23 protein-coding genes and 2 rRNA genes are annotated in these 24,990 nt (G+C 63.7%); 9 read left to right on the top strand and 16 right to left on the bottom strand.

What is annotated here, in order from left to right; translation table 11 throughout:
- The first annotated feature begins 68 nt into the window (after positions 1 to 68).
- Positions 69 to 1,616 (top strand): zinc-dependent metalloprotease, encoded by a 1,548-nt coding sequence (locus B1526_RS04880; protein WP_095614967.1) that lies wholly within the window; start codon positions 69 to 71, stop codon positions 1,614 to 1,616.
- 2 nt (positions 1,617 to 1,618) lie between these two features.
- Here B1526_RS04880 and B1526_RS04875 read toward each other — a convergent pair whose 3' ends face one another.
- Positions 1,619 to 3,112: an ATP-dependent helicase gene (locus tag B1526_RS04875; protein ID WP_095614988.1), complete on the bottom strand. Its 1,494-nt coding sequence runs from the start codon at positions 3,110 to 3,112 to the stop codon at positions 1,619 to 1,621.
- A gap of 159 nt (positions 3,113 to 3,271) precedes the next feature.
- Between B1526_RS04875 and B1526_RS04870 the strand changes: the two genes are divergently transcribed.
- Together B1526_RS04870 and B1526_RS04865 are read left to right on the top strand one after the other, a co-directional pair.
- A complete protein-coding gene (locus B1526_RS04870; RefSeq protein WP_095614987.1) occupies positions 3,272 to 4,738 on the top strand; it encodes a phosphotransferase in 1,467 nt (488 codons plus the stop codon).
- Positions 4,739 to 4,859: 121 nt separating this feature from the next.
- Positions 4,860 to 5,087, top strand: coding sequence for a DUF3107 domain-containing protein (locus B1526_RS04865; protein ID WP_095614966.1), 228 nt, complete (start codon positions 4,860 to 4,862; stop codon positions 5,085 to 5,087).
- A gap of 65 nt (positions 5,088 to 5,152) precedes the next feature.
- Here B1526_RS04865 and B1526_RS04860 read toward each other — a convergent pair whose 3' ends face one another.
- Positions 5,153 to 6,046: a PHP domain-containing protein gene (locus B1526_RS04860; protein ID WP_201260126.1), complete on the bottom strand. Its 894-nt coding sequence runs from the start codon at positions 6,044 to 6,046 to the stop codon at positions 5,153 to 5,155.
- Between the two features lie 257 nt (positions 6,047 to 6,303).
- On the opposite strand from B1526_RS04860, the gene B1526_RS04855 reads away from it, so the two are divergent.
- Positions 6,304 to 6,912, top strand: a complete 609-nt coding sequence (locus B1526_RS04855) for a vitamin K epoxide reductase family protein (protein ID WP_201260128.1) — start codon at positions 6,304 to 6,306, stop codon at positions 6,910 to 6,912.
- Positions 6,913 to 6,962: 50 nt separating this feature from the next.
- Positions 6,963 to 7,334: a DUF4190 domain-containing protein gene (locus tag B1526_RS04850; RefSeq protein WP_133088461.1), complete on the top strand. Its 372-nt coding sequence runs from the start codon at positions 6,963 to 6,965 to the stop codon at positions 7,332 to 7,334.
- 23 nt (positions 7,335 to 7,357) lie between these two features.
- Here the strand turns inward: B1526_RS04850 and dapF are convergent, their stop codons facing one another.
- Positions 7,358 to 8,251, bottom strand: a complete 894-nt coding sequence (gene dapF, locus B1526_RS04845; RefSeq protein WP_095614962.1) for a diaminopimelate epimerase — start codon at positions 8,249 to 8,251, stop codon at positions 7,358 to 7,360.
- Positions 8,252 to 8,389: 138 nt separating this feature from the next.
- On the opposite strand from dapF, the gene murI reads away from it, so the two are divergent.
- The gene (gene murI / locus B1526_RS04840) at positions 8,390 to 9,196 is read left to right on the top strand and encodes a glutamate racemase (RefSeq protein ID WP_095614986.1); all 807 of its coding nucleotides are present in this window, start codon (positions 8,390 to 8,392) and stop codon (positions 9,194 to 9,196) included.
- Positions 9,197 to 9,228: 32 nt separating this feature from the next.
- Positions 9,229 to 10,077, top strand: coding sequence for a patatin-like phospholipase family protein (locus B1526_RS04835; protein WP_095614961.1), 849 nt, complete (start codon positions 9,229 to 9,231; stop codon positions 10,075 to 10,077).
- 112 nt (positions 10,078 to 10,189) lie between these two features.
- On the opposite strand, the gene B1526_RS04830 is transcribed toward B1526_RS04835, so the two are convergent.
- The 11 genes from B1526_RS04830 to B1526_RS04780 all read right to left on the bottom strand — a co-directional run bounded on the left by B1526_RS04830 (position 10,190) and on the right by B1526_RS04780 (position 21,575).
- The gene (locus B1526_RS04830; protein WP_095614960.1) at positions 10,190 to 11,137 is read right to left on the bottom strand and encodes an SPFH domain-containing protein; all 948 of its coding nucleotides are present in this window, start codon (positions 11,135 to 11,137) and stop codon (positions 10,190 to 10,192) included.
- Positions 11,138 to 11,355: 218 nt separating this feature from the next.
- The gene (locus tag B1526_RS04825) at positions 11,356 to 12,261 is read right to left on the bottom strand and encodes a cysteine ABC transporter substrate-binding protein (protein ID WP_095614959.1); all 906 of its coding nucleotides are present in this window, start codon (positions 12,259 to 12,261) and stop codon (positions 11,356 to 11,358) included.
- Positions 12,262 to 12,390: 129 nt separating this feature from the next.
- Positions 12,391 to 13,248, bottom strand: a complete 858-nt coding sequence (locus B1526_RS04820; protein ID WP_095614958.1) for an amino acid ABC transporter ATP-binding protein — start codon at positions 13,246 to 13,248, stop codon at positions 12,391 to 12,393.
- Positions 13,241 to 13,915 carry an amino acid ABC transporter permease gene (locus B1526_RS04815; protein ID WP_095614957.1) on the bottom strand — a complete coding sequence of 225 codons (675 nt, stop codon included), beginning with the start codon at positions 13,913 to 13,915 and terminating at the stop codon, positions 13,241 to 13,243. Before B1526_RS04815 ends, B1526_RS04820 begins: the two co-directional genes overlap by 8 nt.
- On the bottom strand, positions 13,902 to 14,558 hold the full coding sequence (locus B1526_RS04810; protein ID WP_095614956.1) for an amino acid ABC transporter permease: 657 nt from the start codon (positions 14,556 to 14,558) through the stop codon (positions 13,902 to 13,904). Before B1526_RS04810 ends, B1526_RS04815 begins: the two co-directional genes overlap by 14 nt.
- A gap of 179 nt (positions 14,559 to 14,737) precedes the next feature.
- The gene (locus B1526_RS04805; RefSeq protein ID WP_095614955.1) at positions 14,738 to 15,898 is read right to left on the bottom strand and encodes a pyridoxal phosphate-dependent aminotransferase; all 1,161 of its coding nucleotides are present in this window, start codon (positions 15,896 to 15,898) and stop codon (positions 14,738 to 14,740) included.
- Between the two features lie 120 nt (positions 15,899 to 16,018).
- A complete protein-coding gene (locus tag B1526_RS04800) occupies positions 16,019 to 16,678 on the bottom strand; it encodes a methionine ABC transporter permease (RefSeq protein WP_095614954.1) in 660 nt (219 codons plus the stop codon).
- A complete protein-coding gene (locus tag B1526_RS04795) occupies positions 16,675 to 17,844 on the bottom strand; it encodes a methionine ABC transporter ATP-binding protein (RefSeq protein WP_095614953.1) in 1,170 nt (389 codons plus the stop codon). Before B1526_RS04795 ends, B1526_RS04800 begins: the two co-directional genes overlap by 4 nt.
- A 9-nt stretch (positions 17,845 to 17,853) precedes the next feature.
- Positions 17,854 to 18,729 carry a MetQ/NlpA family ABC transporter substrate-binding protein gene (locus B1526_RS04790; protein ID WP_095614985.1) on the bottom strand — a complete coding sequence of 292 codons (876 nt, stop codon included), beginning with the start codon at positions 18,727 to 18,729 and terminating at the stop codon, positions 17,854 to 17,856.
- A gap of 188 nt (positions 18,730 to 18,917) precedes the next feature.
- Positions 18,918 to 19,916, bottom strand: a complete 999-nt coding sequence (locus B1526_RS04785; RefSeq protein WP_095614952.1) for a ketopantoate reductase family protein — start codon at positions 19,914 to 19,916, stop codon at positions 18,918 to 18,920.
- A 234-nt stretch (positions 19,917 to 20,150) separates the two neighbouring features.
- A complete protein-coding gene (locus B1526_RS04780; RefSeq protein WP_095614951.1) occupies positions 20,151 to 21,575 on the bottom strand; it encodes an APC family permease in 1,425 nt (474 codons plus the stop codon).
- 274 nt (positions 21,576 to 21,849) lie between these two features.
- Here B1526_RS04780 and B1526_RS04775 point away from each other — a divergent pair, with 274 nt between their 5' ends.
- Together B1526_RS04775 and B1526_RS04770 are read left to right on the top strand one after the other, a co-directional pair.
- Entirely contained in the window at positions 21,850 to 22,521 is a 672-nt protein-coding gene (locus B1526_RS04775; protein ID WP_407640999.1) for a GNAT family N-acetyltransferase, read from the top strand.
- A 257-nt stretch (positions 22,522 to 22,778) separates the two neighbouring features.
- A complete protein-coding gene (locus B1526_RS04770) occupies positions 22,779 to 23,348 on the top strand; it encodes a 3'-5' exonuclease (protein ID WP_235607042.1) in 570 nt (189 codons plus the stop codon).
- Positions 23,349 to 24,356: 1,008 nt separating this feature from the next.
- Here B1526_RS04770 and rrf read toward each other — a convergent pair.
- Positions 24,357 to 24,473, bottom strand: a 5S ribosomal RNA gene (rrf, locus tag B1526_RS04765).
- Between the two features lie 200 nt (positions 24,474 to 24,673).
- Positions 24,674 to 24,990: ribosomal RNA gene (locus B1526_RS04760) — 23S ribosomal RNA — on the bottom strand; the annotation flags it as partial.

Raw genomic sequence — 24,990 nt, 5'->3', positions numbered from 1 at the left:
GTGTTGCGTATTGAGACAGATAGCACACCAGGAACCGCAACGAACGATCAAGACAGAGGGATTCCACGATGGATGAGCACACATTGCACCAATGGTTCATCGACTGCTTCGGCCCCGTCCAGGGCGAGATGGCATGGAAGCAGGTCGAGGCACTGCCCGAGCAGATCCGCGAGCAGCTGATGAGCCAGAGCCCGGAGGATCTGCCCGACCCGTCGCAGATCCGTGGCATGATGCAGGCGTTCGCCGGCGGCGGCCTCAATTCCTTCGGTGAGATGCAGCAGACGATCGAAGAGGGGCCGATCAACGTCAAACTCGCGAAATCGATCGCGCTCCAGCAGGCGAACGACGCCGAAAGCGAACGCTCCGTCACGGCCGAGGAAGGCAACGCGATGCGCCGCGCGATGAGCGAGGTCAACCTGTGGCTTGACACGGCGACCGATTTCAATCCGGTCACTGAGAAAGCCGAGGCGCTCACACGCGCCGCCTGGGTCGAAGGCACGATCGACCAGTGGGCGCAGTTCGCCGCACCGGTCGCGTCCTCGATGAACGAAGCGCTCAGCGCGGTCATATCCGAACGCCTCGGCGACGCGTTCGACGGCGAGATCACCGGCATGTTCGCCGGTCCGGTGCCGATTCCGATCCCCGAAGGCATGAAGGACCCGCGCCAGCTCATGAAGCTCTTCGCCAACACGTCATACGCGATGCAGCTCGGACAAGCCGCCGGCGCGATGTCGAAGGAAGTGCGCGGCAGCTACGACCAGGGCATCGAATTGCTCAAGAACCCCGCCGGAGGCCTGATCATGCAGAACGTCGACGAATATGCACAATCGCTTGAGATCGACGCCAGTGAGGTCACCGAGTTCATCGCGCTGCGCGAACAAGCCTATGCGCGCCTCTATGTGACGGTGCCGTGGCTCATGCCGCGCTTCACCGCGCTCATCGGCAAATACGCGCGCGGCATCACGATCGACCTCGACGCGATGGAGGAACAGCTGCGTGGCGCGTCGTCGTTCGACCCCGAGTCGCTTTCGGGCGCCGTCAACCTGTCGAACGTCGGCCTGACGACGACCGACGAACAGAAGGAGACGATGCATTCGATCGAGACGATCCTCGCGCTCGTCGAAGGATGGGTCGAATGCGTCACATGGCGAGCGGGCATGGCGCATCTGCCGCATCTCGAACAACTACGCGAGATGATGCGCCGCGAACGGGCCGTCGGGGGCCCCGCCGAACTCACGTTCGAGAACCTGCTCGGCCTGCAGTTGCGTCCGAAGCGCACACGCGAGGCCGCGCAACTGTGGGAACATATCACAGCCGAACAGGGCATCGAGGCGCGCGACGCGATGTGGGGGCATCCGGATCTGCTGCCGGCGCTTCCCGACGAACACGACGACGACGCACAGGCCGCGAAGCCGCAACGCGAACACATCGACTGGGACGCCGAACTGAGCAAACTGCTCGACGACGATGCGGACACAGGCGGCGAGACAGGCGCCGATGGCACGGACGGCGCCCAGCCCGACGGCGGCACGGCACCGGACGCCAAGGACACTCCGGATGTCCCGGATGTCCCGGATGTCCCGGACACCCCGGATCGCCCCGACGACGAACAGTAGCGTCAACGAAGGAAGCGGCTTACGTCCCTGACGAAGCCGCTTCGTTCGTTCATGCAGCGCGCATAGGACAAGTGGAGCGCCTCCTCGGCGCGCGTCACCCCCACATACAGCACACGCCGCTCCTCCTCGAGCGTCGTCGGGTCGTCGGAGGCATGGAACGGCATGAGCCCGTCGGACAGGCCGACAAGGAACACGGTCGGGAATTCGAGGCCCTTCGCCGCATGGATCGTGCTGACCGTCACACGGCCGCTCAACGCCCCCTGCTCGTCGGTGATCGCCGACGCGTCGCCCGATGCCATGTCGACGACCGCCGACTGCTGCCATCCGGCGTCGCGGCGCACCTGATAGGGGATGCCGCGCTCGCGCAAGGCGCGTACGAACGCGGCCTGCTGCCCGTTGATGCGCGTGAGCACCGCGCAATCGGCCGCCCGCCCGCCGTTCGCGACGATCCGCTGGATGGCCGCCGCGACGGCGTACGCCTCCTCGGCGTCCGTCTCGTAGATCCGGCTCGTCACACGCGGGCCTCCCGTCTTCACGGCCTGCAGGCGCAGATAGCCGTCGCGTTCGGGCGAACGCGCGAGCACACGGTTCGCGAACGAGACGACGGGTGGTGTCGAACGGTAGTCGCGGTTGAGTTCGACGTTCGCGGCGACGGGCGCGAACTCGTCCGCGAACGTGTCAAGATAGTAGCTTGTCGCGCCCGCGAACGAATAGATCGTCTGCGCCGGGTCCCCGACGACGCATATGTTGCGGTTGTCCCCGAGCCATCCGCGCAGCAACCGGTGCTGCAACGGCGAGACGTCCTGGTATTCGTCGACGGTGAGCCAGCCGATGCGTTCGCGGATATGGGCGGCGGCGTCGGGGAACGCGTCGAGCACATGCGCGCACATGAGCAGGATGTCGTTGAAGTCGATCTGCAGACGCGCCGTCTTCTCGAGTTCATACTGCCGGTAGACGTCGGCGAAACGGTTCACGTCGAGCTGCGCGGGAGGTTCGCGGTGCGTCGCCGCGCACACGCGCGCATAGTCGTCGGGGGCTATGAGCGAGACCTTGCACCAGTCGATCTCATGTTCGACGTCGAGTGCGACGCGGCGTTCGGGTTCGTGGTTGAGTGCGCGCACAAGCGCCTGCGAGACGACGTCGGTCTTGTGTTCGATGAGTTGCGGGAACGGGCCTTCGCACAGTTCGTTCCACACGTCGCGCAATTGCGCGAGCGCTGCCGAATGGAACGTCGCGACATGCACGCCGTCGGCGACGCCGAGCGCCGTGAGCCGCCCACGCATCTCGTTCGCGGCCTTGACCGAGAACGTCACGGCGAGCGCGGCGCCCGGATGCCATGCGCCGTTCGCGCATGCGTAGGCGATGCGACGCGTGATCGTGCGTGTCTTGCCCGCGCCGGCACATGCGATGATGCGCACGGGGCCGTCGACGCTCGTCGCGGCGAGCCGCTGCGCGTCGTCGAGCCCGTCGAGGATCGTGTCCGCTGATGACTCCATGCCGACCATTGTGCCACGCCCGGATGCGCATGCGGGGTGATGGTCCCGTATCCGTTGGAATGCGTGCGTTTGTGCGGCGGCTTGTACGCTCCGCATGGAAAAATGGCCTCTGTGAGTGAACGAAGCAATCTGATGTTGGCGGCCCTCGCCTCGGCGGCGATGCCGGACGGGGCCGTCGTCGGCGTACGTGCAAGCGAGCAGGAGAACGACACCGATGCGGACGCCGGCATCGACCAGGCCGTCGTGCAGGATCTGCGCGGCCAGTTCTACAACGTCTATGCCACGAACGAGCCACGCGGCAAGAAGCGGCTCGCGGGACGCACGCGCGCCGCGCAGGTCGTCGGCCGATCCCGTGAGCTCGCCGGCCTCGGGTTCGCGACCGACCGCGTCGTCGCCTATGAGCCGGGCGGTGATGATGCCGAACGCGCTGCCGTGCTCGTGACCGTGCATCCCGAAGGCGTCTCGCGTTCGCTTGAGCTGCTCACGCTCGACGATTGCGCATCGGTCGGCACGGCGATTGGCGCCGTCCACCGTCTGCGTCCGACGTTCCTCACCGAATCCGGTTATCCCGCATATACGACGGGCCAGATTCGCGCTCAGCTGACTTCATGGATCAAACGGCTGCGCCATGCGGGGCATGTGCCGTCCGAGATCACCGACAGCTGGACGCGCATCCTTGAGACGGAGGGCCTATGGTCGTTCATGACGTGCCCGGTGCACGGAGGCTACGCCGATGGTGATTTCATCTTCTCCGGATCGACGATCACGGCGATCACGAATTGGCAGGAGATGCAGATCAACGATCCGGCGCGTGACCTCGCGTGGATCTTCTCGAAACTCGACGAGACGCACCGCAACGCCGTCATCACCGCGTATGGCCGGATCCTCGGCAACCGTCTTGACGATCTCATCATGCTACGCGCGAACCTGTGGGTGCAGATGGCGCAGGTCGGCGATTTCCTTCAGGCGCTCAATCAGGGCGACAACGCGCGCATCATGCAGTTCAAGGCGCAGGTCGACCATCTCGCCCACCAGCTCGGTGTGACGATGCACCGTACACGCGGATACGACCATGCGGCCGCCGCGAACCCGAGCACCGTGACCGTGAACACGCTGCTGCGCGAGGACGAGGCTCGCCAACGCCGCACGGCGACGCCGTCGAGCACGCAGATGGCGTCCGCGCCGTCGGTGTTCGACGCGACCGATGAACGCGACATCACGAACGAACGTCCCGTCGACGACGACCGTACGAATTCGCGTTCGATCGACGCGATCGGCGTCGTCGACACGGACGATACGAACTCACGCCAGATCGTCGCCTCTTCGAGTGAGACGATCGTCATCGGCGTGAGCGACGCGACGCATGATGCGTATACGACCGATACGACCGGCCAAGCGCAGACAGCCGGCCAAGCGCAGACGACCGGCGAAGCGGCCACCGGCACACCGCGACCCGCCGTGAACGGCACGGATGCGCCGAATGGCCCCGACGCGCAGACCCTGCTCATCCCGCTGCTGGAACGCGAGGAGCGCGCGATGCGTGACGCGCAAGCGGGACTGGCGCAGACGCATCCGGCGACGGGGTCCGCATCGATTCCCACGACCGACGCGCGCACCCAGGGCTGACCGCGTCCCGTGCCGCATACGCCGATGGCGCAGCGTGCACGGGACGGACGTATAGAAGACGTATAGAATATGGCCTTGGCATGTGCCGCGAGGGCATACGTACGGCAACAAGGAGAGTCATATGGAAATCGAACTCGGCATCCAGAACGTCACGCGGCCGGTCACGTTCAATTCGGACGAGCCGGCGGAACAGATCCAGAACACGATCGATCAGGCGCTTGCGCAGCATGCGCCGATCGTCCTCATGGACAACAAGAGCCGCCGCTTCATCGTACCGGCCGACGCGCTCGGTTACGCGATCATCGGCTCCGAGACGCGCCACGCCGTCGGTTTCGGCGCGCTCAGCTGACCCACGGCCGGGGTCTACGCATACGGGGGTGCGCCATCCATCGGATGGCGCACCCCCGTATTGGTTCACCGCCACAATAGGATCGCACCGCGCCGCACGATCTCGGCGACCGTCGCGTCATCGGTGACATACTCCCCAAGCGCGTTCGGCTTGCCACGCCCATGCCAATCGGATCCGCCGGTGACGAGCAACCTGTAGCGTTCGGCGAGCATGAGCAGACGCGCGCGCTGTTCGGGCGGGTTGCCACGGTGCCACACTTCGAGCCCGTCGAGGCCTTCGTCGACGAGACGCGCAATCTGCCCGTCGCTCAACAGCACGCGGTTGCGGCTCGTGTCGGCGGCGTGTGCGACGACGCTCACGCCACCCGCCTCGCCGACGGCGCGCACGACCTCGGCCGTGCTCGGTGATGGCGTCGGAATGTAATACTTGCTGTGCGAGCTGACCGCGTCGGCAAACGCGGCGGAACGGTCCGGATAGACACCGGCCGCGACGAGCGCGTCGGCGATATGCGGGCGTCCGATCGTCGTGCGCGCCCCCTCCTTGACCTGTGCACGCACATCATCCCAATCGATCGGGAAATCGCGTGACAGCAGCGCGACCATCTTCTTGACACGTTCAAGGCGCGCCGCGCGCGTCGAACGGAACAGTTCGCATATGCGTCCGTTGCGCGGATCGTACTGGTAGGCGAGCATATGGACGGAGACAGTGCCGTCCTGCGCCGTGATCTCGGTGCCGCGCACAAGCGGCAGCCCCATCGCGCCCGACGCCTCCTCGGCCTGCTCCCAGCCGGCCGTCGTGTCATGGTCGGTTATCGCCACACCATGCAGGCCAATCGCCTTCGCGCGCCGCACAAGCTCGTGCGGCGTCTCGGTGCCGTCGGAGAACACGGTGTGGCAGTGCATGTCCCATCCGCTCGTCGGAGGTGTCATAGGAATCGCTACGTTCGCCATAGCTTCCATCGTAAACGCTCACCACGCATATCCGTGCCATACGCACGTAAAAAACCGAACGCCGGTTCGCCCCGGGCGGCCGCGTTCTGTAGACTGTTGTCCCGGCGGCACCGATGACGCGACGTCATCGGGATACGCATGCCCGCCAACCAGCCCACAGTCCAAGGAGGCTTTCCATGGCACCGGTCCAGCACGAGCACACCCAGTCCGGGCCTCCGGACACATCCGCGAAGGCGGCCGCGTCCGCACGGACCGACGCGCCGGACATGCCACGCGGCTGGCGCCACTCGTCGACATGGCTGTACCTCGTCATGCTTGCCGCGTCCGGCCTCGCGCTCATCGTCTCGTTCGTATTGTCCGCGGAGACATTGCAGATGGCGAGGGAGCCGGGCAAACTGCTGTCATGTGACGTCAACGCCGTATTGTCATGCTCCGCCGTCGCCGACTCATGGCAGTCGGAGATCGTCAAGTTCGCGGGCCTGAGCTATCCGAACGCGTTCTTCGGCATCGCCGCCGAATCGGTGTTCTGCACGATCGCCGTCATCGGGCTCGCAAGGATGCGCATGGCACGGTGGTTCGCCACATGCACTTGGTTCGGCGCGCTCGCCGCGCTCGCCTACTCGTATTGGCTCACGTCGCAGTCGCTTTTCGTCATCAACGCGCTGTGCCCATGGTGCCTTGTGCTGTGCTTCGCGACGACGGTCCAGTTCATGGCCGTGTCCCACGCGACCGTCACCGTCCAGGGGCTGCCGGCGCATGCGAAGGGGCTGCGCACCTATTACCGCCTCAATTTCGACCTCATGGCCGACGCCGTCTGGATCGTCGCGCTCATCACGCTCATCCTTGTCAAGGATGGCGCGTACCTGTTCATGTGACCGCACCCGTCCGCAAGGCCGTGTGCACCAATCAAGGAGCGTTCCGTTCGATGACGCGCATCGATGATCCCATCCGTCCCACGAATGATGACGTTCATCCCGCAAACGCAACCGCCGTTCACGTCACGGATGCCACGGGGACCGTCCCATCCCCCACCGTCGTGCCGCTGCCGCCGCAACGGTGGAACGTCTTCGCCGTCGTTGGCTTCGTGTGCGCATTCCTGCTGCCGCCTGTGGGGTTTGCATGTTCGATTGTCGCGTTCGTACAGACGAAGGACGGCCGCGCGTGCGGCAGGGCGCTCGCGGCCGCCGGCATCGTCGTCGCCGTGCTCATGGCGCTTGTGTGGTTCGCCGTCATCGGCTATCTCGTATGGTTCGCGGCGATGTTCGTTCCCTATGGCGCGTTCCTGCGCGCACAGTGACGTCCACGTCCTCGTTCAGCGGTTCAGAGCAGTTCCGCTTTCGCGACGATCGCGGCGGGACCGGTCAGCATGACGTCGTCACCGGTCACATCCACGTCCACTTTGCCTCCGCGCACTGTGATGCGCCAATGGTTGACGCCGGTCTTCGCATGCAGCACGACCGCGGTCGCGCACAACCCGGTGCCGCATGAGAGCGTTTCGCCGCATCCGCGTTCGTGCACGCGCATCGTCGCCTCCCCACGGTCCTCGGCACCGTCGATTTCGTCGATGCGCACGAATTCGACGTTCTGTCCCTCTTCGATCGCCGGTACGACGACGGGCGGCCTGGACAGGTCGAGATCCTCAAGCACCGGCAAGGTGCTGAACGCATCCTCGACGACGACGACGATGTGTGGATTGCCCATATCGACGAACGTGCCCTTGCCTTCGCCGGGCGCACCGGCGACGGTCACGGTGTGCGCATCCTCATCACCGGTCTTCCACGCGCCCATGTCGACGCGGAACACATGCGCGCCAAGCTCGTCGTCATCGGGCATCGGCGTGAGTTCCTTGACGCCGGCGCGTGTGCCGAGCTTGAGCGGCCCGCCACCGCCGATGCCGTGCATCGTGCGGATGAAGAGCGCCGTCGCGCGCGACCCGTTGCCGCACATCTGCGCGATCGAGCCGTCGGCGTTGCGGTAGTCCATGAACCATTCGACGTGCGCGTCGGCGCACGCCTTGAGGTCCTCGTCGCTGATGTCCTTGACATGCTGCGGCCGCGTGACACGGATCAGCCCGTCGGCGCCGATGCCGAAATGCCTGTCGCAGATCTTCGCGACCTCCTTCGGCTGCGGATCGAACGCGCCGTCCGCGTCCTCGAACATGACGAAATCGTTGCCTGTCGCCTGCGTCTTGTAAACCGTCATTGCAATGCTCATACGCCTCACTGTACCCGAACATGCGCCGTCATGTTCGCCGTTACGCTGACCTCATGCGCGCCGCTTCGTATAATGGCGCATGAACGGCACGGGATGCGGGCGGATCCGCGCATCGCACCATGCATCGAGGAGGCAGTCATGAGTTCGTCGGCACCGATAGGCGTGTTCGATTCCGGTTTGGGCGGCATATCGGTCGTCCGTGAGATCCGCCGTGAGATGCCGCACGAGCGCATCGTGTTCTTCGGTGATTCCGCGCATGCGCCCTACGGCACGAAGACACCCGAAGAGGTGCGCGACCTGTCGTTCCATATCGTCGACGACCTCGTCGCGCAAGGCGCGAAGGCGATCGTCATCGCATGCAACACCGCGACGAGCGCCGCCGCCGCCGAACTGCGCGAACACTACGACCTGCCGATCATCGGCATGGAACCCGCGCTCAAAGTCGCATGCGACCGCGGCCACGGCGAACGCCAACACGTCATCGTCGCCGCGACGCCGCTCACGTTGCGCGAACACAAATTCGCGGCGCTCATGCACCGTTTCGAATCGGAACACACGATCCATCCGCAACCGTGCCCGGAACTCGTGCGCATCGTCGAACATGGCGAGCTTGACGACGACGACCTCGTCATGCGCACACTCCACCGATACTTCGACGGATACGACCTCGACACAATCGATTCCGTCGTGCTCGGCTGCACCCATTTCATCTTCTACCGCGACTATTTCCGCGAACTGCTCCCCGATTCCGTCGAAATCATCGACGGCAACGCCGGCACCGTCCACCATCTCGACGTCGTCCTCGAATCGCTCGGCGCACTCGCATCCGAAGACGCACAAGGCGGTGTCACACTCACGAATTCCGACACGTCCCCGCGTGTCGCGACGCTCGCGCGCGAACTGCTCGACACAGGCGGCGAGGACGCGCGCATCCCCGCCAAGTGAGCGCGTGGACGACGGTGAGTACAATGGCACGAATGACGAACCGAACAGCAATCATCGACGTCGGCGGCGGCTTCCGTGCGATATTCGGCGCAGGCGTCCTCGACCGCTGCCTCGACGAAGGCATCTCCTTCGACCACGCGTACGGCATATCCGCAGGCAGCGCGAACCTCGCGTCGTTCATCGCGAAACAGAACACGCGTGCGCACACGTTCTACACCGAATACGCGTTCCGCAAGGAATATGCGAGCATGGAAGCCTACGCGCGTACAGGAAGCTACTGCGACCTTGACTACGTCTACGGCACGTTGAGCAACCATGACGGCGAGAACCCGCTCGACTATGAGACCTTCGCCGCGAACCCGACCGGATTCACCGTTGTCGCCGCGAACGGAGTGACCGGGGAGCCACGCTACTTCACGAAACACGACATGCACTACGACGACTATGCAATCCTCAAGGCGTCGTCGGCGGTGCCCGTCGCGTGCAAACCGGTCACAATCGACGGCGTGCCGTACTTCGACGGCGGCATCGCCGACCCGGTCCCGGTATTGCGCGCGCTCGACGAAGGCTACGACCGCATCGTCGTCGTCCTCACACGGCTCAAGGACGTCCTGCGCGAACAACACCACGATGTCGCCCCCGCAAGGCTCCTCGCGCGCTCCCACCCCGCGGCCGCCGAAGCGCTCCTCAACCGCTACCGCACCTACAACGACGAGGTCGCGCTCGCGAAGGAAGCGGAACGGCAGGGCAAGGCGCTCATCATCGCGCCGGAGGACCTGTACGGGTTGTCGACGATGTCGAAGACCTATGAGGGGCTCGAACGCATGTACCGCGCCGGATACGCGGCCGCCGCGCCGATCGCCGACTTCCTCGCGTCGTGACGCCGCTGCGCGCACGCCCTGCACTACGACGAACGGTCCCCACACACCATCGGCGGTGTGTGGGGACCGTTCGCGTTGCGCTGCAGACAATCTGCCGCGGAAGACCCAGAGGTCAGACACGCGGCGCGCGCGGCGCCGGTGACGCCGGCGGCATCGGCGTTGCGATGCTCTCCTGCGACGTGAGCATCGCGCTCGTCATCTGCTCATACAGGTCGCGGTAGCCGCCGGGTGTCGAGGCCGGCAGCACGACCGTCTTGCCGTTCGGCGAGTCGGACAGCGAACGCAACACGTCGAGGTACTGGTTGAACAGCACGACGTTGTTCACTTCGGCGATGTCCATGCCGACGGCCTGCAGGCTCTTGATCTGGTCGACGATACCCGTCGCGATCTCGCGGCGGTAGTTCGCCTGGCCCTCGCCCTGGAGCCTGACTTTCTCGGCTTCCGCGGCCGCCTGCGTCTCGATCTGGATGCGCTGCGCCTCGGCGCGCTGACGCGTCGCCTCCTTCTCGCGCTGCGCGGCGTTGATCGAATCCATCGCCGCCTTGACGGCCGGGCTCGGGTCGATCGACGTGATGAGCGTCTTGACGACGGTGAAGCCGAAGCGCGCCATTTCGGCGCCGACGGTCTGCTGCACATCGGCGGCGACCGAGTCCTTCTTCGCGAACGCGTCGTCGAGCGTGAGCATCGGGATCGCGGAACGCAGCGCGTCTTCCATATACGCGCGCAGCTGCCCCGCCGGGTCGCGCAGCTCATAGTACGCCTTCGCGACGTCGGCCGCGTTGACGCGGTACTGTGTGCTCGCGACGATTTCGACGAACACGTTGTCGAGCGTCTTCGTCTCGATCTTGACGTTGAGCTGGCTCACGCGCATGTTCGTCTTCATCGCGATCTTGTCGACGAACGGAATCTTGAGATGGATGCCCGCGAACGTGACCTTCTTGAACTTGCCGAAGCGTTCGATGATATACGCCTGCTGCTGCGGCACGACGTAGCACGAGCTGAGCAGCACGATGAGCAGCAGTACAGCGACGACGATCAGGACGATGGCGCCTGGGGACATGATGGTTACCTCTTTCCTGCGCCCACGCGGGCACAATGGCATCCACTGTAGCGGACGCGCGACGCGCGTCGACCGCACGTTCCGGGAGCTGGAATGTGCGGTCGCGGAAGGCTGACGGCGCTGTATATGACGGAGGCGGCCGCCCATCGTAGGCGGCCGCCTCCGTCATATACGGGACACGGTCATGCATTGCGTCGCATAACGGTGCCGATGCCGGTTCACTCGTCGAGTTCGCCGCTTTCGACGACGATGTCGTCGGGGTTGACCTCGTCACCGTAGACCGGCTTGAGCGTCTTCTCGTAATCCTTGTGGAAGAAGTTCTCCTTGCCGAGCTTGACGATCTCGTCATTGATGTAGTCGAGCAGCTCCGTGTTGCCTTTCTGCACGGCCGCGGCGATGACGTCGACGTCGCCGATGTCGGTTATGCCGACCTTGTAGCCTTTATTGGCCTTCGCCCATGCGAGCACCTCGGTGTTGTCGGTGCTCATCGCGTCGCCGCGCCCGTCGAGGAGCGCGTTGTAGGCGTCCGCGTACTGGTCGTACTTCTGCAGCTTGATCTCCGGATGGTTCTTCTCGAAGTACGTCTCGGCGGTCGTGCCCTTCGCGACGATGAGCGTCTTGCCCTTGAGCTGGCTGATGTCGGTGATCTCGTTGCTCTCCGGGGAGACGACGCCGAGCGAGACCTTCATATACGGCTTCGAGAAGTCCACCTTCTCGGCGCGTTCGGGTGTCTCGGTGAAGTTCGCGAGCGTGATGTCGACTTTGTTCGACGCGAGCACGTCGACGCGCGCCGCCGGGTCGACCGACGTGTACTCGGGCTTGACGCCGAGGCCGTCGGCGAGCGCCTGCGCGAACTCGATGTCGTAGCCCGCGTACTTGCCGTCCTTGTCGACGTAGCCGAACGGCGCCTTGTCCGAGAACACGGCGATGCGCAGTTCGCCGGACTTCTTGATCTCGTCGATCGTGCGCGCCTTCGCGGTCGTCGTGCCCGACGACGCGGAGGAGCCGGCTTCGCTCGGCGTCGATGCGGACGGACCGCACGCCGCGACAGCCGTCATCATCAGGACCGCCGCGCCTGCCGCCGCGATCGCCTTGCCGAGCTGTTTGACAATGGATGAGCTCATGGTGCTTCCTTTCCGTGCTCTTCCGTGGTTTCGTTGTTGGTGATGTTGTTGTTCGGATGAAGTCTTGATCGCCGACCTGATACGGTCATACAGACATCCGTTTCGGTGTCCGCTACGCGGGCAATGCGTTCACTCGTCGTCGAATGCCTTGAGTTCGCGCTCCGCCTGCGCGTTGCGGTGGCGCACGAAGTCGAACGAGTGCAGGAACTCCTGCGCACGTGCCGTCTTCGGATGCGTGAAGAACGTCTCCGGATCATCCGAGCGTTCCGCGATGCCCCCGTCCGACAGCAGGATCACACGGTCCGCGATCGCGCGCGCGAAGCTCATCTCGTGGGTCACGATGAGCATCGTCTGTCCGGCGTCGGCGAGTTCGACGACGACTTCGAGCACTTCGTGCACCATTTCCGGGTCGAGCGCCGCCGTGATCTCGTCAAGCAGCAGGATCTCGGGGTGCAGGATGAGCGCGCGGCAGATCGCGACGCGCTGGCGTTGGCCTCCGGAAAGCTCATGCGGTTTCGCATGTGCGCGGTCGGCGAGATGCACACGGTCGAGCAGTTCGAGCGCTTCGCGTTCGACCTCCTCCTTCTTGCGCTTCTGCACGAGCATCGGCGCCATCGTGATGTTGCCGAGCACATCCTTGTTCGGGAACAGGTCGTAGCTTTGGAAGACCATGCCGAATTTCGTACGCAGGTCCTCGCCGCGCTTGACGCGTCCGCTGTTCTCATTGCCGGGCTGTCCGGTCTCGATGACGTCGCCGTTGAGCGCGATCGTGCCGCCCTGGATTGGTTCGAGTCCCGCGATCGTGCGCAGCAGTGTCGATTTTCCCGATCCTGACGGTCCGACGACGACGAGGACCTTCCCTTTCGGCACATCGAATGATATGCCGTCGAAGACGTTGTGTGCGGCGTCCGCGTAGTGCTTTGTGAGGTCGCGTACACTGAGCGCGATTGGCGCGCCATGCGCGTCAGGTTTGTTCGTTTCAGTCATTCGCCCACCTTTTCTCGAGCGCGTGCGCCACGAGCGAAAGCGGCCAGCACACGATGAAATACATCAGGAAAATCACGCCGTAGACCCACAACGTGCCCGTCGGATATTGGAAGCGGTTCGCGTCGATGATCTGCTGCCCCACTTTGATGACCTCGACGACGCCGAGCAATACGGCGAGCGACGTCGTCTTGACGATGCGCGTCGCGAGGTTGACGGAGCCCGGCAGCAGGCGGCGCACGGCCTGCGGCAGGATGACGTGGATGAACGCCTGCCAGTTGCTCAAGCCGAGCATGTATGCGGTCTCATGCTGCACTTCGGGGATCGATTGCAGCGCGCCGCGCGTCAGGTCGCCGAGTTCGGCTCCGCCCCACAGGATGAAGACGAGCACGCACGCGCCCGTCGCGTCGAGGTTCCAGTTCCATGCGCGCGCGATGCCGTAGTATGCGATGAACAGCAACGCGAGCTGCGGCATGATGCGGATGAAATCGAGGTAGACGCGCATGATGACGCGGACGACTGGGTTGCGCAATGTCATGAGCCATCCGCATACGAGGCCGACGGGCACGCTTAGCAGGACCGAGACGGCGGCGATCCAGACCGTCACCCACAGCCCTTGGAGCAGGCGTGGGAACACGCCCGGTTCGAGCAGGATGTTAGCGCCTTGCATAGTCGAACCTCCTCTCAAGCCACGTGCCGAGGATCGAGATCGGCAGCAGGATGATCAGGTAGGTCACGATGAGCATGAAGAGCGACTCGTAGGTGTCATAGGTGATGCCCATGAGGTCCTTCGCCATGTACATGACGTCCGCGAGCGCGATCGCCGAGACGACCGACGATTCCTTGATGAGGAAGATGATGTTCGCGACGATGCCGGGCGTCGATATGCTGATCGCTTGTGGGATGACGACGTGCACGAGCGTCTGCCGCCTGTTGAAGCCGAGCATGTACGCGTTCTCCCGTTGGATCTGCGGCACGGCCTGCAATCCCGCGCGCATCGATTCCGCCATGTACGAACCGCCGAGGAACCCAAGTCCGATGATCGCGCACATTTCCGCCGACCAGACGAAGCCGAGCTTCGGCAGTCCGAAGTACAGGAAGTACAGTTGGACGAGGAGCGGCGTGTTGCGGCTGATTTCGATGTAGACGGCGACGGCCTGCCGTAGGACCGGTATGCGCGCGGTCTCGACCGCCGCGCATATGAGGCCGGTGATGACGGCGAGCGCGATGCCGAACACGGAGATGAACAATGTCATCCACGCGCCGTTCACGAAGAACGGTGCATAACGCTCGATGAACGACCAATCGAGCATCCGCCGATTCCTCCTTCGCTGCTGGTCGGGTCAGGTCGCGTGGACCTCCCGAGAGTGTGACCGATGATTGTTGCTGTTTGACATGATATTCCACTATGTGGCTATCAGTAGTGGACATCCGTCCCGCGTATCCCTCGTTTCGGGCATCGCGGGGACGGCGCCACCCATCTGGATGTCCGTCAACAACACCGGCCGATGCGGCGCACGGCCTCCTTGAGGCGGTCGCCCGGCTGCAGCAGGCTCAGTCGTACATGGTCGGCGCCCTCATGCCCGAAGCATGATCCGGGCAGCACGGCGACGCCGGCGCGTTCGAGGAGCGTGTCGGCGAAACGGTCGCCGTCGAATCCTTGCGGCGCATGCATCCATACATACAGTCCGCCCGGAGAATCGAACAGATCGTACCCCAATGCGCGCAAGCCACCGGCGACGACGGCGCGGCGCGCGGCATAATGCGCCGCGAGCCGCGCGACGCAGCTCTGGTCGCTTTCCAGAGCCGACGCGCCAGCGTCCTGTACGAATGAAGTGATCATAGAACCCATTTGATAATGGAATTCCTTCGCGACGTCAACAATGCGTTCACTACCGGCGATAAATCCGGCACGCCAACCGGCCATCGCATACATCTTCGAAAGCGAGCACACTTCGACCGCGCGTTCGTCGACGCCGACCGCCTCAAGCAGGCTCACCTGTTGGCCGTCCACGCCGAGCCCCGCGTACGCGAAGTCGTGCACGACGACGAAATCATGGCGGTGCGCGAGGTCGGCCGCATGGCGGAAGAACGATGCGGGCGCCTGTGCGCCGGTCGGATTGTTCGGATAGTTGAGCACGAGGACGCGCACATCGTCCCACACGTCCGTGGGCACGGCGTCGAGGTCCGGCAGCCAGCCGAGGTCGGCGCGCGCGGGCAGCAGCAGTTCGCGCGCGCCACGCAACGCGGCCATGCAGTGGTAGGACGGATAGTACGGGTCGGCGAACGCGACCGTGTCCCCCGCGTCGAGCAGGACGCTGAAGAGCGTCGCGAGGCCATCGACGGCGCCTTCGACGGCGAACAGCTCACGGGACGCGTCGAGCGCCACCCCGTGCACACGCGCGTACCATCCGGCTGCAGCGTCGAGGAACCGCCGTTTGCCGTCGAACGGCGTGTAGCGCGCGTTGAGCGGCTCGTCGACGCCCGCGCGCGCCGCCTCGCGGATGAAGGGTTCGGGGAACCCATCCGGATTGCCTTTCGACAGGTCGATGACATCGGCGCCGCCGCGCCTCGCCTCGGCCACTTTCCTGTCCATCCTCTCGAAGACATTCGCCGGCATGTTCGCCGTGACCGCCGAAAACCGCACTGCCATGATGCTCCTTTCCTGTCGTCCGTTTGCCCGTCGTCGTCTGTTCGCTGTGTGTCCGTGGCCGTCATTGTCCACGGGGCATGTGTTCCGCAGATGTCCACGGCAACCATGTGCGCGCGCCGCTTAATGCGTGACCTTGAGCGCGATGCGGTCGCCGATCCATTGGATGAGCTGCACGACGACGATGAGCAGCAGCACGACGGCGACGAGCACGCCGGTCTCATAGCGGTTGTAGCCGTATTGGATCGCGAGGTCGCCGATGCCGCCCGCACCGATCGTGCCGACCATCGCCGAATAGCCGAGCAGTGAGATGACGGTGAGCACGATGCCGCGGATGAACGCTGGAAGCGCCTGTGGGAACACGGCGTCGAATATGATCTGCCGCACGGGCGCGCCCGTCGAGATCGCCGCTTCGATCAGGCCGTCGTCCACTTCCTGGAACGCGCTTTCCGCGACGCGCGCGAAGAACGGGATCGCGGCGATCGAAAGCGCGATCGCACCTCCCGTCGGCGTGTACGGGTCGCCGATGATCAATTGGATGAGCGGGATGAGCACGACGAGCAGGATGAGGAACGGCATCGAACGGATCGCGTTGACGACGAAGCCGACACCTTCATTGACGGTCCTGTTCGGCGTGAACAGCCGGTGCTGGGTGAGGAACAGCAGGATCGCGAGCGCCGTGCCGAACACGACACCGACGAGTGTCGCGATGCCGACCATCGTGAACGTGTCCCACAACGCCTGTCCGAGGTTCTCCTTGAGGATCTCGATTGTGTCGTTCATGCGAGCACCTCCTTATGTGCGTTGCCATCGTGTGCGCCGGCCGTGTGCGCCGACGTCTCCGCGCCATCCACGCCGTCCGCATCTTCCGCGAAGATCGCGTCGACGCTCGCGCCGATGTCGTCGTTGAGCGCGACGCTCAGCTCACGCGCATCGGCGACGCGCGACGTGAGCTCGTCGATCGCCGCCTGTACGACGAACGCACCCCGCTGCCCTTCCTGCCGTGCGCTCACAAGCACGATGAGCGTGCCGATCGCCTGCGTGCCGAAGTAGCCGACGTTGCCGTGCAGGACGTTGATCGAGACTTCGAAGCGCCGCGAGACGTCGCTGATGAGTGGTTCGAACGCGCCTTCGTCCTTGTACCGCAGTTCGATGAGGCGCCCCGACGGCAGTTGCGGCACAAGCTGCCTCGGGATCGCGACGCCGAGGTAGCGTTCGACGAGCGCGCGCGTCGTCTCGTGGCGCGGTGAGCCGAACACGTCGAATGTCATGCCCTGTTCGACGATGACACCGTGTTCCATGACGGCGACATGGTCGAAGATCGCTTTCGCGACGTCGAATTGGTGGGTGATGAAGACGATCGTGACGCCGAGCTCGGTGTTGATGCGCTTGAGGAGCGCGAGGATTTCCTCGGTCGTCTCCAGATCGAGCGCGCTCGTCGCCTCGTCGCACAGCAGGATGCGTGGATGGTTCGCGAGGGCGCGCGCAATCGACACGCGCTGTTTCTGCCCTCCCGAAAGCTGCGACGGGTAGCTGTCGATTTTCTCTTCGAGTCCGACGAGCCTGAGCAGTTCCTCGATGCGCGCGCGTCGCCGTGCCTTCGGCACGTGCGCCGCTTTGAGCGCGAACGCGATGTTCTGTGCGACGGTCACGTTGTCGATGAGGTTGAAGCTTTGGAAGACGAATCCGATGCCGCTGCGCAGTTCGCGCAACGCCGCGCCGCGCAACGCGGTCACGTCGTGTCCGTCGATGATGACGTGTCCGGACGTCGGGCGTTCGAGGAGGTTGATCGTGCGCACAAGCGTCGATTTGCCCGCCCCTGAGAAACCGACGATGCCGAAGATCTCGCCTTCCTCGACGTGCACGGTCGCATGGCTGACCGCTTCGACGGTGCGTCCGTCGCTGTTGAAGACGACCGAGACGTCGTCCAATGTGATGATGTCCGCCATCGTCTCCCCTTACTCGTTCCAGCTCGCCGGCTTGCCGAAGTCCTTGAACCTGCTCGCGGCGATCGCGCTCTTGAATTCGTCGCTGCCGAGCAATTCCGTGACGGTCTTCGCGAAATGCGTGTCCTTGTTCGCGCCTGCGATCGCGAACACCTCGATGACGCCGTCATCCTGCCGTTCGAGCGCGAGCGCGTCCTTCGGGTCGAGTCCGGCCGCCCATGAGTAGTTGCCGGGCACGAGCGCGACGTCGACGGTGTCGAGCGAGCGCGCGAGCTGTGCCGCGTCGATCGGTTTGATGGTGAGGTGCTTGGGGTTGTCGGCGATGTCGTTGACCGACGCCTTCGTCGCGTCGACGCCGTCCTTGAGCGTCACGAGCTTGTTCTGTTCGAGGACGCCGAGGCTGCGCGCGAGGTTCGACCCGTCGTTCGCGACCGCGACGCTCGCGCCGTCGGCGACGTCGTCGATCGACGTGAATTTGTTCGAATAGACGCCGAGGCCGAGCGTCGGCGTCTGTCCGAGCGAGATGAGGTCGAGGTTGTTGTCGGCGCTGAACTTCTTCAGGTAGTTGCCGTGCTGCATCAGGTTCGCGTCGATCTTGCCGCTTGCGAGCGCCTTGTCCGGCTGCACGTAGTCGTTGAACGTCTTCGTCGTCAGTTCGTATCCGTCATCCTTGAGGAGCGGTGCGATGACCTCGTCGATCATCTCCCCGTACGGTCCGGGGCATACGCCGACCGTGACCGTCGTCGTCTTGCCGTCCTTCGGTGTCGCGATCTGTTCGGCCGATGCGCTCTGCGCGCTGCCGCACGCGCTGTTCGCGATGATGACCGCGCCCGCGAGCACGGCGGCCGCCGTACGGATGATCGTGTGGATGCGCTGTTTCGTCGTCATGATCGTTGTCGTCTCCTTGGTTGTTGTCACCGATGGTGATGGTGCGTATGGGTTGATGTCGGAAGTGGAGTCGTTGTGTTTCACGATATGTTTCACACTTGGTTGTGGACGTGTTCGTCCAAGGCCCTGCGCGGCGTGCGCCGCGGAAGGGCCGTCAGAATGCCGTTTGCTCAGGTCTTCGGCGTCGCTCAGCGCCCGTCGACCGCCTGCTGCGCGGCGATCTCGGGATGGTGGATGGCGAACGCATGCTCGGCGAGGTGCACTTCGTGCGTCACGAATTCATGGAGCGGGCACGGCGCGCCGTGTTCGCGTCCGAGGCGTGCGATGTAGCCGTTGATGTAGTCGACTTCGGTCGGACGGCACCTCGTGAGGTCCTGGTACATCGACGGATAATGCAAAGGGTGCGCGACCGCGGCCGTATGCATTATCGTCTCCACCTCGCTTTCCCTCGTGCCGAGAAGCGTGATGCCGGCATGTTCCGCGGCCGTGTACGCTTCGTCGACGAGCTGTCGTGTCAGGACCGGTGCGCTTGGATGTTCGGCGAATTCGCCGAAACGGATCTCGTACATCGTGCACAACGTGTTGAGCACCGAGTTGAACACGATCTTCGCGAAGCACATGCCAAGGAAATGCGACACGATCGTCGGATTGAGCGTCGCCGTCTGGAAATCGCGGTACAACGCGAGTTCGACAGGGTCGTCGGCCGCATCGTGGCCGTCGTACGCGCACATGTGCATCGCCTTCGCGTGGGCGCCGCCGGTGAAATTGAAGTCGCCGGGGCCGTAGACGTACGCGCCGATGAGCGCCGTGCCGCCATAGATGTGGTCCTTCGCGAAGTATTCGGCGAGACGTTCGAAATGGCCGTAGCCGTTCATCGCCGAGAACACATGCTGGTGCGGGCTGATATGTCCGCTGATGCGTTCGAGGAGCTCCGGCAGCTGGTGCTGCTTGACGAAGACGATCCACACATCGGGGTCGCCGTCGTACTCCTCCGGGTAGTACACGTCGATCGGCACGAGGTGACGCCCTTCGCCATCCTGTGACACATACGCGCCACCCTGTGCACGTATCCGTTCGACGTTCGGCGTCCACGCGTCGATGAAGTCGACATCGGCGTGCGCATGCTCCTGCAGCAGCACACCATACTGGATGCCCATGCCGCCGGCTCCAAGGATCGCGTATTTCATGTGCCGTCCCTCCTTATATGTTTCGCATATTCGAACGTATTGTTTGCTGTATGCGGACCCTCTGTTGTGCCTGCGTGACACACTGTACGGCACTTCGCGAGCCGAAACGGCGGCGTCGCTATAGCAAAAATCGATACAATGCTCAACATGCGCGCGATTGTGCGCATCAATCAAAAAACGAACGCCCCACGAAAACAATATCGTGGGGCGTTCGCGAAATAAGGAAGGATTTCGTCAGGAGACTTTTCGCTCAAGGTCCATCGTGCGGTGCATGCCCTTCGTCCACACGAGATAATAGACGATGCCGAGCGCCGTCCAGACGAGACCGACGATCCACACGGTCCAGCCGAGCGACACGAAGATGACGAACGTGACGACCGCGCCAATGAGCGGGCACAGGACCGTACGCCAGAACGAGCGTCCACGGTAGCCGCGCGCCTTGATGCCAAGGCCCCATATGACGACGACGTTGAGCATGCAGTACGTGGAGAGCGCACCGAAATTGCTCACCTTCGCCGCCGTGTTCTGGCCCAGGAGGATGAACACGAAGATGAGCACGAGGTTGACGACCGCCGTGAAGAGCGTGGCGCCGACGGGGACGTTCGTCTTCTTGTCGAACTTCGCGAGGAACTTCGGCAATGCGCCGTCGACGGCCATCGTGTACATGAGGCTCGAGATCGCCGTCATGCCGGAAAGCGACGTGAACAGGCCGAGTGCGAGCGCATTCGCGACGGCGCATACGACGCCGAGCCACTTGCCGGCGAGGCCCGCGACCTCATAGAAGCCGCTGTTCTGGTTCGCCTGCAGGATGTTGCCGGACGGGTCCATGCACATCGTCAGGAAGCTCATCGACATATAGAGGAAGCCGAGGATGAGGACGATGACGATCATCGCCTTGCCCGGCGCCTTCTTCGGGCGCACGCACTGGTCGTCGAGCGTCACGATCGAGCCGAAGCCGACATAGGACAGCGCGCACAGCGAGACGGCGCTCATCATCGCGCCCATGTCGAATCTGCCCGGATTGAAGAACGCGGTGCCCGAGAAGTGCGCCGTCTCCGGATGGCGGCACACGTAGATGACACCGAACACGAAGAACAGCGCGAGCACGATGAGCTCGGCGGCGAGCGCGAGCTTGTCGACGAGGACGGTCGCGCCCGTGCCGCGCATCGCGATCGCCGTGATGATGACGAGGAAGCCGACGCACCACACCCATACCGGGATATGCGGCAGATATTCATGCAACGCGTTCGCCGCCATGAGCAGCATGATCGCCGGCGTGATCAGGTACTGCAGGATCATCAGCCATCCGACGACGAAGCCGACCGAGTCGTTCATCTCGTGCGACGCGTAGATGTAGATGCTGCCGCTCGACGGGAACAACGGCACCATCATGCCGAAGGACAACGCCGTGAACAGCATCGCGACCATCGCGATGAGGTACGCGATCGCCGGCATGCCGTGGGATACGGAGGCGACCGACGCGATGATCGAGAACGGCGCGATCGGCACCATGAAGATCATACCGAAGACGATGAGGTCCTTCGTTGTGAGTGTTCGTTTGACGACCGATTTCGCCGCGGTCGCCTGGGAACCGTTGACTGTGCCTGCGGCGGCGGCCTTCGCGGCCGTATGCGTCGCGCCTTGTGCATTCCCCGACATGATTCCCTGCTCCTTGGTACTCGTCAGTGTGGTGTCGCCACTGTTGTCCGTATCGGCGCCGTGACCGGCCGCGGTCCATACGCGTCCGGTCAGGGTTGTTCTACGTGCAATATAGCTCACACGCCGTTGGCCGGTTCCGCACGTAAGCCGTTTTTCCTCACAGCGTCGAAAACACATATCCCGCGCTGATGCGCTAGGTTCCCACCGGAACGGAAAATCGTCGAGAGCGCAATACCGGCGGTTGGCCGGCAAGTTGACCATGCCTTGAGAGACGATGGTGCCCATGTTTGTGCGTCATGCAACCATGGACGATCTCGATGCGCTCCACAGTATCGAATCGGCGTGCTTCCCCCCGCAGGAAGCGGCCGACATCGAGCGTCTCGCGAACCGCATCGAAACGTACCCGCAGCACTTCTGGCTCCTCGTCAACCCCGATGCCGACGGCGCGGACGCATGCTTCCCCGCACGCCTCGCCGACGGCATGCTCGTGAGCTTCGTCAACGGCATGACGACCGACCACCCCGACCTCATCGACGACATGTACGACGATGCCACGATGCACGACGAACACGGCACATGGCAGATGATCCTCGGCGTCGACACGGCGCCCGTCTACCAGCACCGCGGATGCGCCGCGTACCTCATGCGGCGCGTCATCCTCGACACGGCTATCACACGGCGCTCGGGCATCGTGCTCGCGTGCAAGGAAAAACTCATCGACTTCTATCAGGGGTTCGGATTCGTCAACGAAGGACCGAGCGCATCCACACACGGCAACGTGGCATGGTACCAGATGCGGCTGCGCCTTGGGCGCACCGCGAACGATGGTGCGGATGACGAAGCCTACCACATCACCGAAAGCAACATCCGCAAGGCGATGGAGGAGACGACGACATACATGGACCACGGGCGGACAATCACGTCGCAGTTCCCGTCGCTCATCTAAACCGGTTCCCAATCCATATATTCGCCCCCTGTCTCGCGTATACACCGAAACGGCGTATACCACGTGCCGGACACCGCAGCCTCATACGGCCCAGGTTTGCGAACACTTTGCAAATAACGCACCAAAGGGCGCGTTTCTCGCCTGCCGTACACTACACTCGTCACTGGAACGGTACACTTGGGTGAGGCATCAGATGGAGCGCCCCACAAAGCAGTCAGGGGGATCCACCGGTGCCGGACAATCAGGAAGGAATCACGATGACCGTAGTCATTCGGCCCGCCGAACGCCTACCGAAGGATTATACGGCGCTCGATCTCGAGACGACGGGCCTGAGCGCGCAGCGCGACCGCATCACCGAAATCGGAGCGGTCAAGATCCGCAACGGCAGGATCACGGGCACGTTCACACAGCTCATCGATCCGGGCACACTCATTGTGCCGACGATCACACGGCTGACGGGAATCACGAACGAAATGGTGGAGGGGATGCCACCGATCGAGGACGTGCTCGAACCGTTCATCGATTTCCTCGAGGACGACGTCATCGTCGGGCACAACATCCGCTTCGACATGGGCTTCCTCGCGGAAGCCGAACACCGCACGCTCGGGTTCGCGAACAACTTCATGCGCCCAACACTCGACACGATGACGATCGACAAGCATCTGTTCCCCTCGGAACGGCACCGTCTCGTCGACCTCATCCAGCGGTACGGCATCGCCGACATCGAGGAGCACCGCGCGCTTTCCGACGCGACCCAGACCTACCAATGCCTCGAATGGCAGCGTCGTTACATCTCCTGCGACGCCGCCGTGCTCCCCCAGTCCTGATCGGACGCATACAGGTGTGCGTTGTGGGACGCATGTATCGTCGTCCCGCAACGCACACCTTTTCCTATATATGTTGTATGTACATACGCGCACAGGTCCCGTGCCCACCTACTGCATGCATATGCACATACCTCGTGCATGCGGGTTCCTTGCACTCCCGAGGACATCGTTCCTCCCACCTGTCTACCCTACCGTATCCCATCCCAACGATCCATGTGGGCGTATCATCCGTCGTTCCTCGGTACTCACCGTCGCATGTTGCCACGGTGGTGCAGAAGGGGTGCGGGCACCGCACAACGCCGCAGGATGTGCGGAAGGTGGAGCCACCAGCGCCGCGCGTTGGTACGGTGCGCAGTGACGCGCCATGCCGCAGTATGCGGTGTCGGGGCGCTATGATGCCACCAACGTCGCTCGATATCGTGCTATATGGTCACGATGGTTGCTGCGATGCCTGTCCGCGTCGTGCAATGCCGCAGAGTGTGGGAACGATGAACGCGGGCGCTGTGTTCATGACGCGCGATGCCGCAGAATGGGCGGATACGCGACGAGAAGAGGGGAGGTGACGCATGCGTCGCGCGGTGGTGCAATATGCTGTGGCGCATGACGTCGGTGAGCCGTTTGCGTCGTGCAATGGTGTGGGGACGATGGATGTGGACGCTGCATGCACAGCAATGCTGCAAGATGCGGAGAGGAATTGTGCCGTCGCCGGCATCGCACGCTGCCGTGACCTGTACGGACGAGTGACGCTGATGTGCCATGCGCGTTGTGCGTTGGTGTGGTCTGAGGTGACGCCCGACGTTGCAATAGGCGCCAATGTCGTGCGATGCCATGGGTTGCGGTGGCGCGCGACGTTCCGGTGCCTGTCTGTGTCGTGTGGTGGCGTGTGGTGGCGTCGGTGGTGGGCACGGGCGCGCCGGGGTGCGGGTGTGGCGGGGTGGGGGTGCGTGTGGGTATGCGGAAAGCCCCGGGCCACTGTCTGGTGGTGCCGGGGCTTTCGTCTGCGTGTTGGTGCGGCGGCGTGCTACTCTCCCACATCCTGTCGGGTGCAGTACCATCGCCGTGCCAGGTCTTAGCTTCCGGGTTCGGAATGGGTCCGGGCGTCTCCCCTGGGCCATGGCCGCCGCAAGTCTTCAGTTCTGTTCGTGTGCCCGTGCCCCTTCCCGTATGGGATGGGGTCCGGGGTGGTTGTTTGGGGACCGGATGGTGGACGCGTGCGTGTTCGTGTTGCGGTGTCGTGTGTTCGCGCAGGTTCGTGTTGATGCTTGTCTTGTGTGTGTTCCGATCGGTCGTGTGTCCCGATCGTGTTGGTTCCAACCGTGGTGCCGGTGTTGGTCGTGTTCGACCGTTAGTGCCGGTCGGCTCCACCGCTCGCGCGGCTTCCACGTCCGGTCTATCGACCACATGTTCTCGTGTGGGGTCTCACGCCACCTCCAGGGTGGCCAGGAATCCTTATCTTGGAGCGGGCTTCCCGCTTAGATGCTTTCAGCGGTTATCCCTCCCGAACGTAGCCAACCGGCCGTGCCGCTGGCGCGACAACCGGCATACCAGAGGTTCGTCCACCCAGGTCCTCTCGTACTATGGGCAGGCCTCCTCAGGATTCCAACGAGCGCAGAGGATAGAGACCAAACTGTCTCACGACGTT

The organism is Bifidobacterium criceti, assembly GCF_002286935.1.
GTDB classification, from domain to species: domain Bacteria; phylum Actinomycetota; class Actinomycetes; order Actinomycetales; family Bifidobacteriaceae; genus Bifidobacterium; species Bifidobacterium criceti.
The sequence above is the reverse complement of the archived record's forward strand: the minus strand, read 5'-3'. Positions and strand labels throughout refer to the sequence as shown.

Bases quoted from the DNA above. Each gene is read 5' to 3' on its own strand.
- B1526_RS04880 (WP_095614967.1), top strand. From the start codon at position 69: ATGGATGAGCACACATTGCACCAATGGTTCATCGACTGCTTCGGCCCC.
- B1526_RS04875 (WP_095614988.1), bottom strand. From the start codon at position 3,112: ATGGAGTCATCAGCGGACACGATCCTCGACGGGCTCGACGACGCGCAG.
- B1526_RS04870 (WP_095614987.1), top strand. From the start codon at position 3,272: ATGCCGGACGGGGCCGTCGTCGGCGTACGTGCAAGCGAGCAGGAGAAC.
- B1526_RS04865 (WP_095614966.1), top strand. From the start codon at position 4,860: ATGGAAATCGAACTCGGCATCCAGAACGTCACGCGGCCGGTCACGTTC.
- B1526_RS04860 (WP_201260126.1), bottom strand. From the start codon at position 6,046: ATGGAAGCTATGGCGAACGTAGCGATTCCTATGACACCTCCGACGAGC.
- B1526_RS04855 (WP_201260128.1), top strand. From the start codon at position 6,304: ATGCCACGCGGCTGGCGCCACTCGTCGACATGGCTGTACCTCGTCATG.
- B1526_RS04850 (WP_133088461.1), top strand. From the start codon at position 6,963: ATGACGCGCATCGATGATCCCATCCGTCCCACGAATGATGACGTTCAT.
- dapF (WP_095614962.1), bottom strand. From the start codon at position 8,251: ATGAGCATTGCAATGACGGTTTACAAGACGCAGGCGACAGGCAACGAT.
- murI (WP_095614986.1), top strand. From the start codon at position 8,390: ATGAGTTCGTCGGCACCGATAGGCGTGTTCGATTCCGGTTTGGGCGGC.
- B1526_RS04835 (WP_095614961.1), top strand. From the start codon at position 9,229: ATGACGAACCGAACAGCAATCATCGACGTCGGCGGCGGCTTCCGTGCG.
- B1526_RS04830 (WP_095614960.1), bottom strand. From the start codon at position 11,137: ATGTCCCCAGGCGCCATCGTCCTGATCGTCGTCGCTGTACTGCTGCTC.
- B1526_RS04825 (WP_095614959.1), bottom strand. From the start codon at position 12,261: ATGAGCTCATCCATTGTCAAACAGCTCGGCAAGGCGATCGCGGCGGCA.
- B1526_RS04820 (WP_095614958.1), bottom strand. From the start codon at position 13,248: ATGACTGAAACGAACAAACCTGACGCGCATGGCGCGCCAATCGCGCTC.
- B1526_RS04815 (WP_095614957.1), bottom strand. From the start codon at position 13,915: ATGCAAGGCGCTAACATCCTGCTCGAACCGGGCGTGTTCCCACGCCTG.
- B1526_RS04810 (WP_095614956.1), bottom strand. From the start codon at position 14,558: ATGCTCGATTGGTCGTTCATCGAGCGTTATGCACCGTTCTTCGTGAAC.
- B1526_RS04805 (WP_095614955.1), bottom strand. From the start codon at position 15,898: ATGGCAGTGCGGTTTTCGGCGGTCACGGCGAACATGCCGGCGAATGTC.
- B1526_RS04800 (WP_095614954.1), bottom strand. From the start codon at position 16,678: ATGAACGACACAATCGAGATCCTCAAGGAGAACCTCGGACAGGCGTTG.
- B1526_RS04795 (WP_095614953.1), bottom strand. From the start codon at position 17,844: ATGGCGGACATCATCACATTGGACGACGTCTCGGTCGTCTTCAACAGC.
- B1526_RS04790 (WP_095614985.1), bottom strand. From the start codon at position 18,729: ATGACGACGAAACAGCGCATCCACACGATCATCCGTACGGCGGCCGCC.
- B1526_RS04785 (WP_095614952.1), bottom strand. From the start codon at position 19,916: ATGAAATACGCGATCCTTGGAGCCGGCGGCATGGGCATCCAGTATGGT.
- B1526_RS04780 (WP_095614951.1), bottom strand. From the start codon at position 21,575: ATGTCGGGGAATGCACAAGGCGCGACGCATACGGCCGCGAAGGCCGCC.
- B1526_RS04775 (WP_407640999.1), top strand. From the start codon at position 21,850: ATGGTGCCCATGTTTGTGCGTCATGCAACCATGGACGATCTCGATGCG.
- B1526_RS04770 (WP_235607042.1), top strand. From the start codon at position 22,779: ATGACCGTAGTCATTCGGCCCGCCGAACGCCTACCGAAGGATTATACG.